Raw genomic sequence first — 12,725 nt, forward strand, 5'->3', positions numbered from 1 at the left:
GACTTTATTTTTCCTTGTAAAATTCAATAGAACGATATTTTTGATAACGTTGTTCAAGCAACTCTTGAATATTCATTGTGAGCAGGCATGCCAAATTTCTCTTAATTGCAGCCGAAATATTTTTTGCCGTTAGTTTATAATCTGTATGGGCTCCCTCATCCGGCTCGTTAATTATTTCATCAATAAGATTCATTTTGAGGAGATCAAAAGCCGATATTTTCAAAGACTCAGCAGCTTCTTTGGATCTGCTTGAATCTTTCCATAAAATTGAAGCACATCCTTCAGGTGAAATTACAGAATAAATTGCATTCTTCAGCATCAGAATTTTATCAGTAACCCCGATTCCAAGGGCTCCACCCGAGCCACCTTCACCGGTTACAATACTGATAATCGGAACTTTGAGCCCGGACATCTCTCTCAAATTGACTGCAATTGCTTCTGCTTGCCCTCGTTCCTCTGCTCCGATTCCCGGATATGCTCCGGGAGTATCAATCAGATTTATTATTGGACGCCCAAATTTTTCTGCCTGTTTCATCAAACGCAATGCTTTTCTATAGCCCTCAGGATGAGCCATGCCAAAATGCCGATAAACATTCTCGGTGGTTTTTTTCCCCTTTTGCTGCCCGATAATTGTTACCGGTATTCCTTGAAATGATGCAATTCCCCCAATCATAGCGTGGTCATCGCCAAATTTTCTATCGCCATGCAGTTCAACAAAATCCGAGAATATCAAATCTATATAGTCAGCGGTTTTGGGTCTTTTTATCTCTCTTGCCAAAGACACTGTCTCCATAATCGAATACTTTTGGTGAAAATTATTTAAATCTTCACCCATCTTACATTCCCAATTTGTATCATTTTGATGATGTAAGTCCAGAATCTTTTCAAGCGTATTTTTCAAATCATCTCTCAATAAAATTGCATCAATCATTCCTTTTTCAAGTAAAAATTCCGAACGTTGAAAACCATCCGGCAACTTTGCCCCAATAGTTTGACGAATCACTCTTGGTCCGGCAAAACCAATTAAGGCATCCGGTTCTGCTATAATTATATCGCCAAGAAATGAAAAAGAAGCACTAACTCCCCCGGTTGTCGGGTGAGTTAATAATGAGATAAATAGCAATCCGGCATCTGAAAAGCGTTTGAGAGCAGCACTTGTTTTTGCCATTTGCATCAAGGAAATCACGCCTTCCTGCATACGAGCTCCACCGGAGCCGGAAACGATGATTAGAGGCAATTTCTCTTTAGTTGCCAATTCTATTGCACGTGTTATTTTTTCACCAACAACCGCTCCCATACTTCCCATCATAAAATTCGTATCCATAACCGCGAGGACAACTTCATGTTGTCCGATTTGGGAGGTAACAACTTTAACGCCGGATTTATTTCCACTCGTTCGATACGCTTTTTTTAATTTCATTTTGTATCCTTGAAAAAGCAGCGGATCAATATTTCGCAAATTTTTAAAATGTTCTGTGGATTTCTTCGGTTTGGTCAACAACTTTATCCGCTCAACCGGACTCATTTGAAAATGATAACCACAATTCGGGCAGATAAAATTCTTGTTAGCATAAAAATTTATAAAATGAGTAGTTTTACATTTTGGACATTTTGAAAAAAGTTTTCTCATATTTACCTCGTTATCTTAATAATTGATCAATCATTTAAATATTTCCGAATAAATTGGGTGGTGATTTCCGATGTTTTAAATTTTGGATGATTCAATATTTTTTTGTGGAATCCGATCGTCGTATGAATGGGTGAAATGAAAAATTCATTCAAAGCTCTCTTCATTCTCGAGATCGCTTCTTCCCTTGTCTTACCTTTTGAAATTACTTTTGCAATCAAGGAATCGTAGTAAGGATGAATTGTTTCGCCGGCAAAACAAGCTGAATCAACCCGAATTTCCGGACCTCCCGGCTGTATAAATTCTGCAATTATCCCTGGAGAGGGGCGAAAATTATGTTCCCAATCTTCTGCATTTATTCTGCACTCGATGGCATGCCCGAGATGATGGATTTGTTCCTGAACAAAACTGAGTTTTGCTCCTGAGGCAATTCTCAACTGCTCTTTAACAATATCCACGTCTGTAACCATCTCGGTAACCGGATGTTCCACTTGGACACGGGTGTTCATTTCCATAAAATAGTATTTATTTGTATCAACATCGAAAATAAATTCAACAGTTCCGGCAGAATGATACTTTGCATTTTTTGCGGCAGTTACGGCAATTTGACAAATTTCATTTCTTAGTTTCTCTGATAATATTTGGCAAGGAGATTCTTCCAAAAGTTTTTGGTGATTTCTTTGAATTGAGCATTCTCTTTCGAAAAGATGAACAATATTTCCGTAATTATCCCCAATTATTTGCACTTCAATATGTCTGGCATTCGGGATATACTTTTCGAGATACATTTTACCGGAACCAAAAGCATTTATTGATTCCTGGGTGGCATTTCGAAAATTACTCTCCAATTCATCTTCAGAATTTACAATTCTCATCCCTTTACCTCCACCACCGGCAGAAGCTTTTATCATAATCGGATAACCGATCCTATCCGCAATTGCTCCGGCTTCTTTTAGATTTTTTACTGCTCCATCAGATCCTGGTACAACCGGCACACCCGCTTTCTGCATAAATTTTTTTGCAGAAGATTTATCCCCCATCAACCGCATTGATTCCGGTTCCGGTCCGACAAATATCAAATCAAGAGCTTTACAGGCTGCAGCAAAATCTGCATTTTCCGCCAGAAAACCATAACCGGGATGAATCGAATCTGCATGGGAAGCACAAGCCGCCCCGAGAATATTTTGGTAGTACAAATAACTTTTCTTGGAGGGAGATTCCCCGATACATATTTTTTCATCCGCAATACGAGCATGCAAAGCGTTTTTATCCGCTTTGGAATAAACTGCTACGGTTTTAATCCCAAGTTCTTGAGCAGCTCGAATAATTCGCACTGCAATCTCTCCCCGATTAGCAATTAATATTTTTTTTATCATGATTAATCTTATCTTTCCTTTATTGATGTTTAATATTTTTTAATTCAGAAACAGAGAACACTACAAAACCTTGCGAATTTATGCCGTTGAATTACTTTTCTCCCAACTGGTATGGTTTCCGGATGCAGTTTAAACGGTTGGATACTTTGCAAGATTCTACCGGTTTTACCCACACTTTCGCAATGGTTGATTAATTGGCGACCATCACGCATATCCTGTGAAACACCTTTTCTTATCTATTTTGCCAGAGAATCTTCCCCGAGCTAAACCATCTGTAGAGTGCGAAAATCAACATGTTTGGATAAACATTAATCGCCGAGTCGTATTTTAAAAAGAGGTTGGTCAAATTCAACCATATTTGAGTTTGCGACCAATATTTCTTCGATTACGCCATCAACATCCGATTGTATTTCGTTCATGGCTTTCATGGCTTCCACAATGCAGAGGGTTTGATCCTTTTTAACTCTTGAACCAACTTCTACAAACGGGGCGGTTTCAGGTGAAGAAGAGCGGTAAAAAGTTCCCACGATTGGGGTTTTGATCTCATGAATATTATCGTCGTGGGTTTCTTCGTCTATTGATACTGCGCTATTTTCAATATCAGTAATTTTTTCCTGATTTTCAGTTTTGTCATTTTGCCGAGTATCTTGAGTTGAAAGTTTTTCTACAATTTCCGATTTGCTGTCTCCCAAATTTGTTTTAATTTCGAAACTCTGCCCTCTATTATTTACAGAGAGGCTCGAAATATCGTATTTTTTCATCTCTCTAAAAATTGATTGCAGATAAGAAACAGATACGACTTCTTCAATTCGTGATTCTTTCATTTATCCTCCAGGATAATTGCTTTTTTATATTTATAATATCTAAACCATTATGATGTTTCAATGTTCAAAATTATTTTACTAACCATTTTTATTGCTTCATCTATTTTATCAACATGTTTCCCGCCACCCATTGCCATATCAGGTTTTCCGCCACCTTTACCATCAACTATTTTAGCAACCTCACGGACGATTTTCCCTGCGGGATATTTATTTTTCAAATCATCTGTTACCGTGCAAATGATGGAAACTTTCCCGTTAATCACTGAAAAAAGGATACCGATTCCGCTTCTAATCTTCCTCTTTATTTGGTCTGCGGAATCTCGCATTTGTCCCGAATCATTTGCTGAAATACGTCCGGCAACAACTTTGAACCCATCAATTTTTTTTGCATTTTTGATTAGTCTATCCAACGTTTTATTTATATTTTGCAATTCAAATTTTGCCAGTTCTTTTTGCATTTTTTTGTTTTCAGATTCAATATTTTGAATTTTCTTAACTGCATCTTCGCTGCTGGAATTCAAAGCAATGAGAATATTTTCAAGAACTTCTTCTGTGGATTTTATTTGCTTATAAGCTCCTTTGCCACTAACAGCCTCAATTCGACGCACTCCCGATGCAATGGAACTTTCCGAAATAATTTTAACGAAGCCTATATCCCCGGTAGAATTGCAATGAAGCCCTCCACAAAGTTCAAGAGAAAATTTACCAATCTCTATCACTCTCACTTCCTTGTCGTATTTTTCACCAAACAGAGCCATAGCACCTTTTTTTCTTGCATTTTCCAAATCGTCGTAATACGAATTGATTTTAATGTTTTTCAGAATCTTTTGACAAACAATTTCTTCCACTTCATCCAATTCTTCTTTAGTTACGGGTTGGAAATGAGTGAAATCAAAACGCACTCTATCTGCGGAGACGTAGGAGCCTTTTTGGTGAAGATGCTTCCCAAGAACTTTTCGCAAAGCCGCATGCAAAAGATGAGTTGCGGTATGATTTCTGGAAATATCTTTTCTTTTTTCCAGATCAACTTCTGCAACGACCTCTTCATTATTTTCTTGAAATTCGCCGAATACCAGTTTGCCAAAATGATAATAAACCCCATTCTCTTTTTGAACGTCCTGAATATAAAACTCATAATTATCGTTATAAATTTTTCCGGTATCTGCGATTTGTCCACCGGATTCAGCATAAAACGGAGTTTCCTCAAGCACAATAATCACGTTGTTTTCTTCATCTTTAAAAAAATGATTGATTTGTGTAACTATTTTATCGGCACTGTAACCTACAAATTTTGTCTTTGCCTTGTTTTGTATCCCCAGATTCTTAATTTTCTCTGTTCCCATATCAAATTTTGATGATTCGCGAGTACGTTCTTTCTGCTGCTCCATCTCTATTTCAAAGCCTTTTTCATTAACATTCAGATTTCTTTCTTCTGCCATTATACGAGTAAGGTCAAGGGGGAATCCGTAGGTGTCATAAAGTTTGAAAGCATCTTTAGCGGAAATTATCGAACCCACCTCCAAACCGGAAACGATCTCGTTGAATTTTTCGATTCCGGTATCAAGGGTTATATTAAAACGTTTTTCCTCTGCTTGGATAGTCATTTTAATGTGATCTTGCTTTTCCTGTAATTCTCGAAAATGTTTTCCCATCACTTCAAGCACAACATCAAAAAGTTTGTAAAGGAATGGTTGCTTGAAATTTAGCAATCTCCCATAGCGAAATGCACGACGGAGAATTCGTCTGATTACGTAACCCCTCCCAATATTTGACGGCAACACTCCATCTGCAATGGAAAAAGACAGAGCGCGAATATGATCTGCAATAACTCTAAAAGCACGTGGATTATCGTCGTATTTCATGCCGGACAGTTCCTCGATTTTCCTGAGAATTGGCATGAAAAGATCTGTTTCATAATTTGAATATTTATTTTGAATAATTGCCACAAGACGCTCAAAGCCAGCACCGGTATCAACATGCTTTTGTGGTAAATTAATTAGCTCTCCATCTCCCAATCGGTTGTATTGAATAAAAACAAGATTCCATATTTCCACAAATCTTCCACAATCACCATTAACCTCGCAAACATGGTTATTTTCCATTATTTTTGAGCAATGTTCTACCCCTCTATCGTAATGAATTTCGGAACATGGTCCGCAAGGACCGGTATCACCCATCTCCCAAAAATTATCTTTATCGCCGAATTTTAAAATGTTTTCAGGAGAAATATCTGTTTCCGTTTGCCACAATTCAAATGCTTCCGCATCATCATAATGAACAGTAGCAAAAAGTTTTTCTTTTGGAATTTGCCAAATTTCAGTTATAAGTTCCCACGCCCATTTTATTGCTTCTTTTTTATAATAATCCCCAAACGACCAATTTCCAAGCATCTCGAAAAACGTATGATGAAAATCATCTTTGCCCACTTCCTCAAGGTCGTTATGTTTTCCGCCGGCACGCAGGCATTTCTGAGAGTTAACTGCACGCGAATATTCTCTCGTTCCTTTTCCGAGAAAAATATCTTTGAACTGGTTCATCCCTGCATTTGTGAAAAGCAAAGTTGGGTCGTTAATCGGAACTATCGGAGCGGAGCGGACAACTTCATGCCCTTTATCTTTAAAAAACTGTATAAACTGATTTCTGATTCCATTACTAGATTTCATTCAAAATCCTTTCTGATTTATGAATGCTAAATAAGATTTTTGCTGTCAAGAAATCTGAAATTGAAAATATTGACAATAATAACCGAGATTGAGGATTGTTTATACAAATTTTCATAATATTGATATTATGAAAAAAATGATAAAAAATTTGGAGAAATTATGCTGAAAAAGATTTTATTAATTTTGGTCATTGCTTTAATTACAGGAAATATTTTTGCAGAAAATAATCAAATTAACGAAAAGAAGGTAAATGTGGAAAACGAACAAACTCAAGCGGATACTATCAATATCATAATGCACACAAATAAGGGAAATATTTCCCTCGAACTGTATAGGGACAAAGCGCCGATCACAGTTGAAAATTTCATCACTTATATCAATGAGGATTTCTTTGACGGGCTGATTTTTCATCGTGTTATTTCAAACTTTATGATTCAGGGCGGTGGATTTACTCCGGAAAACGAACACAAAGAAGCCACCCACGATCCTATAAAAAATGAAGCCACAAACGGTTTGAAGAACGAGAGAGGAACAATAGCGATGGCAAGAACCGGCAGACCTCACTCCGCCACTTCTCAGTTTTTTATCAATGTAAAAGACAACGTTTTTCTCAATCATACAAATAAAGGAAATGGATACGGATATGCGGTTTTCGGTAAAGTTACAGTCGGTTTGGATGTAATTGACGTAATCAAAGACGTTCCAACCGGTGTAAATTCCGCCTTGGGAATGCAGGATTGGCCAAAAGAAGATATAATTATCCAGAACATCGAAATAGTAAAATAATTTATATTGTATCCACGGAGTGAAACTCAAAGCAAAGATCTTTCGTTTTTGCTTTCCCAAGAAAGTGCTTGGAAACGAGAATCGCTCAATTTAAGATTAAGCAAAATAAATTGAGATTTGCGATTTAAATTAACTCAAATTATCTAATTTATCCAAAGCAAAGGCATATGCTCCGAGAGAAACAGCAAAGCTGGTTCCGAGTTTGGAAACTCCGACTCCGATACGTTTTTTTGAATCATACACAATCGTTTTCTCACTAAATGGAATTTTTATTTCTTTCGGATTTCCTTTTAAAAATTGCTTCAAGTGCTCATCCGATTCGAGATTAAACACTTCTACTTCCAAACGATCGAGATTTTCACCGTTCATTTTCCGGAATTTAGAATTCATCTCACTTACCAATTTTGGCAAAAAAAGTTTGTGAGCTGCCGAAATTCCACCGCCAAGAACAACTAATCCATCGAAAAGAGTGCTAGCATTTGCCAGTGAGTCTGCGGCTGCTGTTGCCAATTCTTCAAAAGCAGTTTTGGCAGCTTCCGGGTTACCATCACGCTCTCCGATCCCTATTTCATAAATATCTTTGGAAGATATTTCGGAATTATTATCAAGTTTTGATTCGCGATGATAAACACGTTTTATACCACGAATGCTCACGCTTTCTTCTACGCTGCAATTTGGATAAAGGACATTTCGCATCCTGTTGATTTCTGCTTGAGAAGAATTATCCCCCATTAGCATTTTTCCATCCTGAACAAATCCGCCACCAAATCCCGTCCCCAAAGTTACTCCGAGCAAGTTCTTATATTTTTTCAAAGAACCGGTCATTTCCAATTTAGAATTTATGGTTGGTAATAAACCCCCAATAGCTTCACCGTAAGTAAAAAGATCAGCATCATTATTGATAAAAACAGGAATCCCGAAATGGTTTTCGAGCATTGGTCCCAAAGCAACCCCGCCGCGAAAACATGGAATATTTTCCAAATCACCGATTATACCTTTTGGTGCATCAATTGGACCGGGAAAGCCAAAACTAATAGCAGCAGGTTTATCCCTGAGTTCTTTATAAACTCCCCAAAAACCGTTTATAATTAAATGAAGCAAATCCGATAAATTTTCATATTGAGCGGAAACCGCTTTCGGTTTGATAATTTCCCGGTTGGCTTGTATTGCAGAAAAAACAAAATTTGTTCCTCCGGCATCAAGGGTCATTACAATCCTTTTATCGTTATCAAATTTCATCCATCATACCTTGTTTGTTTTTTATTTTTGTTACCATGTTTATAATTACTCAAAAAAATTGACAAGTTTTGAATGAACTTTAAAAAAACGATTTATTAATCAAATTTCCTGTAAGGAGGAAAAAATGAAAAAAATCGTTGGAATTATTCTGCTCATGGTATTCGTAGTTTCTATGTTTGGTTGCGGTGGCGGGAAAAAAATGGTAAAAGAAGATAATGTTCCCGACTGGTTTTTAAACGCTCCCTCAGATCCCGATTATCTATATGCTGCAAATTCTGCAACATCTTCTCGTATGCAGATTGCAATAGACAAAGCAAAATCAGGTGCAAGACTGGCTATTGCACAACAGTTAGAAGTAAAAGTTAAGGGATTAACTAAAAAATTTGAAGAGGAAATCGGTTCAGGCGATAATACAGAATTGAATGAATTTTTTAGCCAAACCATGAAGTCAATAACCAGCCAATCATTAAGCGGCAGCAGAATAAGTAAGAAAGAAATCGACTCCGAGAGCAGCGGACAGTATCGTGCTTATGTTTTAATGGAACTCCCTTTAAATGATTTAAAAGCGAATATTGTTAAAAGCGTGAAAAAGAACAAAAATTTGTATGAACGTTTTCGGGCATCAAAAGCATTTGATGAGATGAACAAAGAAGTAAAAGACTTTGAAAAATCACAAAAGGAATAAGGAAACTAACCTTTTTTTATCCTTATTTACAATTTCGGGAAAGCAATTTGCTTTCCCGAAATTTTTATAAAATGAAAAATTTGCTTGCAATTATATTAATATTAGCTATTTCTGCTTGTGCATCTGTAAAAAGCAATAAGATAAACAAAAAGAAGTACCCCTCTTGGCTAATCCAACCTCAAAACACGATTACAGGACTAAGTGCAAAATATTATTATGAGGACAAAAGCATTGATGTTGCTTTACAAAATGCTATTAACAAATATGGGAAATTGCAATATTGCCTTGTAAAAGGTGGTCAGACGTTCATTCAAACTCCGGCAGGAATGAGCATCGTGGATGATTCTCTCTACGTGCATATTTTTGAAAATGATAAATTTACAGACAAATTTTTTTATGAATATACTCCAGTGGATACTTTCACATCCACAGGTTTTGTAGCTGTGTGTTTTGCCGATAAAAATTCATCAAATGGACAAAAAAGCGATCTGGTCTATTTAGATGATGAATGTGAATGGGCAAAAGAACCACCACTGGATGATGAATTTATATATGCAATCGGCTATTGTGATATTCTTGGTGATGAATTACGCTCGTGGCAATATGCAGAAAATCATGCAATTTTGAGCTTGGCAAAGCAAAAAAGTATGGATAAATTTGGAGAAGAACTCGAAGCAGATGGTACCAGAATGAGTATGTCCATAGAGAACATTAACATTGAACTGCACGATATTGAAATTGTGGAAAGATGGAAGGACGAAAAGTACAATATTTATTACGTTCTTATAAGAATGAAAAAATAGTTAAATTTTAAAATCGGGGAGGTGTTATGAGAATTTTAACAGTAATTTTCACTTTGTTCTTTGTTTCATTTGGATTAAATGCTGCTTTTTTACAACTTCCTACTTCCGCGGAAATCGCAGCTTGTTCCAACATTGCAATCTTAGGTTCAGGTCCAGCAACTATTTTTTATAATCCTGCCCTTTTCTCAGAAAACACATCCTTTTCTACTTCTTTTCATACTCTTTTTTCAATATCAGGGCTCTCACATAAAAATATTTGCGGAAATTTCAATCTGAAGAAACTGAATTTTGCACTTGGATTGCAAGACTTTGGAAACGATTTATATAAAGAACAAACTGTTATTGTATCATCAAACTACAAAGTTATCCATAACCTGACGATTGGCTTATCCGCTCGATATTTAAAAAAAACGGTTACTCATTTTTCGAATAGTGCAACCATGCAATTTGACCTTGGTGCCAATGCAAAATTCGGACGATTTCAAATATTTTCATCCTTTTTGAATTTCACTTTTATGGATTTGGAAGGGGAAACACTTCCGATGGAAAATAGAACCGGCATTTGCTACAACCATTCTGAAAAATTGAAAATTGCCACAAGTGTGGTGAAAGAACTGGATTATCCGTTCTCTATTCATTTTGGCGTTTCATATAGTCCCATAAAAAGAGTGTGGCTGCTCAGTGGATTTCAAAATGAACCGGATGTTTTTTCTGCAGGTATAAAATTGAATCTGTTTCATTTCAATTTTTCTTACGGGATTAAAACGTATAAAATTTTGAACCCAACACATTATATCTCGATCTCTTATGATTTCTAAAATATGTTGTGTTTATCTGCTTTTGTTTTCCTGTTTTCAAATAATCTTTTTACAAGCCGAGGAAACCTACGAAGAATTACTTGATCTTGATTTTGAAACAAATCAAATTACCGAACAGATCGAAATTCTTGATGATCTCCAAAAAAATAAACTCGATCTAAATAAAGTCGGATTTGATGAACTTTTGCAGCTGCCTTGGATTTCTCCAAAATCAGCCCAAAAGATCCTAAATTATCGGAAACATCATAAATTAAATAATAAAAAATCCCTTCTTAACGCTGGTATATCCAAGGATGTGATAAAAGATATTAGCCCATATATTTGTTATAAATATTTTCACCCTGCAGAATTTTTGGCTCTGCTAAGGAACGAATATAGTTCAAGCACAGAATACGAAAATCCTCTGAAATTATATCAAAAATATCAGCTGAATTGGAAAAATTACCAGTTCAATTTACTCGCTAAAAAAGATGCCGGAGAAACAAGTATAATTGATTATCTCGGCAGTTCCGTCTATGCGAAAAATATGGGAATTTTCAGACGTATCGTGCTAGGAAATTACAGACTAAGTATCGGACAGGGAATATTTTTTGCATCAAAATTGGGAATTTCTATGGGAAGCAACTCTACTGGACAACCGATCAAACATTCCACATATTTAAAACCTTACACGAGTTCTAGCGAATCTTTCTCGCTGTTTGGGGCTGCCACCCGGATGGATTTTCACAATTTCTCGCTTATCCCATTTTATTCCGATTACCCCCTTGATGCTACTCTCGAAAATAATAAAATTAAAAGCATCTATGTTTCCGGTTATCACAGAACAGATTCGGAAGTGAAAAAAAAAGATCAAATAAGAGAAAAACTCTACGGTTTTAATCTGGGTTATGGTTCTGAGAGTAAAATCGGATTGACCGCATTTCATTCGGAATTCAACAAAGAATTTGTTGATACAAATCAATTTAGGCAAACTGATAAGATTGGAGCGAACTATAATATTTATCTGAAAAATTTTAATTTTTTTGGAGAATATGGATTTTATAAAAACAGGAACGCTTTCATTTCCGGAGTTTTCTGGGAAAAAGATCTGTTTAAATCTCTGATTATTTTCCGAAATTATGATACAAATTTTTTGTCTTTCCACGGAAATCCATTTCATGCACGCGGAGAATTTGATAATGAAAGAGGAATTTACTATGGATTTTCTTTTCGTCCTTTTATCAAATCTCGAGTGGACGTTTATTTTGATATTTACACTCTTCCTTTTTACGAAAATAACAAATTGCTTCCCGTGTATGGAAATCAATTATTTTTTCAATTCACAAAGAAATGGAAAAATTCCTATCTGAGATTTTACTTCAAACAAAAAACTACAGAAGAAAGAAAAAACATCAACGATATCAGCAAATTCTACAATATTCAGAGAAACACGATTCGTACTGACTACAGCCGAGAAATTCATCCAAAAGTTGAATTGAAATGTAGAGCTGAATACACTTTTCACAATTTTCTAAATGCAGATAAATTTGATACTGGAGTTCTGTTTTATCAGGAAATACGTTTCACATTAAACAGAAACATGAAAAATTATTTGCGGATTTGCGAATATCATACCGGCGATATTCTGCTTTATATGTATGAAAACGATCTGGATGGGGTGATGTTGAATTCCATTTTCAAGGGTGATGGAATTTTTTATTATTATCTCTTCAAATATAATCTAAGCAAGCATTATTCATTGCAATTTAAGTTTTCGCAAAAATTTTGGAAGTCTGATAACGGCTATTCTCAAAATTTGAAGTGCAATCTAAATCGTGAATACAAAATCAAACTCGGGGTGAAAATAGATTTTTAGGAAAAAAGTTTTTGGAGTGCAACATCCGTGATGTTGCAGTGTTGTATAA

At 35.9% G+C, this 12,725-nt stretch carries 10 protein-coding genes; 5 read left to right on the forward strand and 5 right to left on the reverse strand.

All coding sequences use genetic code 11. The features are described from left to right. Positions 1–4 precede the first annotated feature (4 nt). From U9P79_05720 to alaS, 4 genes are all read right to left on the reverse strand, one after another. Positions 5–1,630 carry an acetyl-CoA carboxylase carboxyltransferase subunit alpha gene (locus tag U9P79_05720; protein MEA2104121.1) on the reverse strand — a complete coding sequence of 542 codons (1,626 nt, stop codon included), beginning with the start codon at positions 1,628–1,630 and terminating at the stop codon, positions 5–7. Positions 1,631–1,656: 26 nt separating this feature from the next. Beyond that, positions 1,657–3,003 (reverse strand): acetyl-CoA carboxylase biotin carboxylase subunit, encoded by a 1,347-nt coding sequence (gene accC, locus U9P79_05725; protein MEA2104122.1) that lies wholly within the window; start codon positions 3,001–3,003, stop codon positions 1,657–1,659. A gap of 308 nt (positions 3,004–3,311) precedes the next feature. After that, on the reverse strand, positions 3,312–3,827 hold the full coding sequence (gene accB / locus U9P79_05730) for an acetyl-CoA carboxylase biotin carboxyl carrier protein (GenBank protein ID MEA2104123.1): 516 nt from the start codon (positions 3,825–3,827) through the stop codon (positions 3,312–3,314). A gap of 47 nt (positions 3,828–3,874) precedes the next feature. Next, entirely contained in the window at positions 3,875–6,490 is a 2,616-nt protein-coding gene (gene alaS / locus U9P79_05735) for an alanine--tRNA ligase (protein ID MEA2104124.1), read from the reverse strand. 294 nt (positions 6,491–6,784) lie between these two features. On the opposite strand from alaS, the gene U9P79_05740 reads away from it, so the two are divergent. Then, the gene (locus U9P79_05740; GenBank protein ID MEA2104125.1) at positions 6,785–7,276 is read left to right on the forward strand and encodes a peptidylprolyl isomerase; all 492 of its coding nucleotides are present in this window, start codon (positions 6,785–6,787) and stop codon (positions 7,274–7,276) included. Positions 7,277–7,405: 129 nt separating this feature from the next. Here the strand turns inward: U9P79_05740 and U9P79_05745 are convergent, their stop codons facing one another. After that, entirely contained in the window at positions 7,406–8,515 is a 1,110-nt protein-coding gene (locus U9P79_05745; GenBank protein MEA2104126.1) for an ROK family protein, read from the reverse strand. A gap of 124 nt (positions 8,516–8,639) precedes the next feature. Here U9P79_05745 and U9P79_05750 point away from each other — a divergent pair, with 124 nt between their 5' ends. From U9P79_05750 to U9P79_05765, 4 genes are all read left to right on the forward strand, one after another. Continuing rightward, positions 8,640–9,200: an LPP20 family lipoprotein gene (locus U9P79_05750; protein MEA2104127.1), complete on the forward strand. Its 561-nt coding sequence runs from the start codon at positions 8,640–8,642 to the stop codon at positions 9,198–9,200. Between the two features lie 71 nt (positions 9,201–9,271). After that, positions 9,272–10,003, forward strand: a complete 732-nt coding sequence (locus U9P79_05755) for a hypothetical protein (protein MEA2104128.1) — start codon at positions 9,272–9,274, stop codon at positions 10,001–10,003. Between the two features lie 26 nt (positions 10,004–10,029). Further along, positions 10,030–10,821, forward strand: coding sequence for a hypothetical protein (locus U9P79_05760; GenBank protein ID MEA2104129.1), 792 nt, complete (start codon positions 10,030–10,032; stop codon positions 10,819–10,821). After that, entirely contained in the window at positions 10,811–12,676 is a 1,866-nt protein-coding gene (locus tag U9P79_05765; protein ID MEA2104130.1) for a helix-hairpin-helix domain-containing protein, read from the forward strand. The genes U9P79_05760 and U9P79_05765 overlap by 11 nt, the downstream gene beginning before the upstream one ends. Positions 12,677–12,725: the final 49 nt, after the last annotated feature.

Source organism: Candidatus Cloacimonadota bacterium (assembly GCA_034661015.1).
Taxonomy (GTDB): Bacteria; Cloacimonadota; Cloacimonadia; order JGIOTU-2; family JGIOTU-2; genus JAYEKN01.

Excerpts from the sequence above, each read along its gene's own strand:
- alaS (MEA2104124.1), bottom strand. The coding sequence starts at position 6,490 with ATGAAATCTAGTAATGGAATCAGAAATCAGTTTATACAGTTTTTTAAA.
- U9P79_05745 (MEA2104126.1), bottom strand. The coding sequence starts at position 8,515 with ATGAAATTTGATAACGATAAAAGGATTGTAATGACCCTTGATGCCGGA.
- U9P79_05765 (MEA2104130.1), top strand. The coding sequence starts at position 10,811 with ATGATTTCTAAAATATGTTGTGTTTATCTGCTTTTGTTTTCCTGTTTT.
- U9P79_05760 (MEA2104129.1), top strand. The coding sequence starts at position 10,030 with ATGAGAATTTTAACAGTAATTTTCACTTTGTTCTTTGTTTCATTTGGA.
- U9P79_05720 (MEA2104121.1), bottom strand. The coding sequence starts at position 1,630 with ATGAGAAAACTTTTTTCAAAATGTCCAAAATGTAAAACTACTCATTTT.
- accC (MEA2104122.1), bottom strand. The coding sequence starts at position 3,003 with ATGATAAAAAAAATATTAATTGCTAATCGGGGAGAGATTGCAGTGCGA.
- U9P79_05755 (MEA2104128.1), top strand. The coding sequence starts at position 9,272 with ATGAAAAATTTGCTTGCAATTATATTAATATTAGCTATTTCTGCTTGT.
- U9P79_05740 (MEA2104125.1), top strand. The coding sequence starts at position 6,785 with ATGCACACAAATAAGGGAAATATTTCCCTCGAACTGTATAGGGACAAA.
- accB (MEA2104123.1), bottom strand. The coding sequence starts at position 3,827 with ATGAAAGAATCACGAATTGAAGAAGTCGTATCTGTTTCTTATCTGCAA.
- U9P79_05750 (MEA2104127.1), top strand. The coding sequence starts at position 8,640 with ATGAAAAAAATCGTTGGAATTATTCTGCTCATGGTATTCGTAGTTTCT.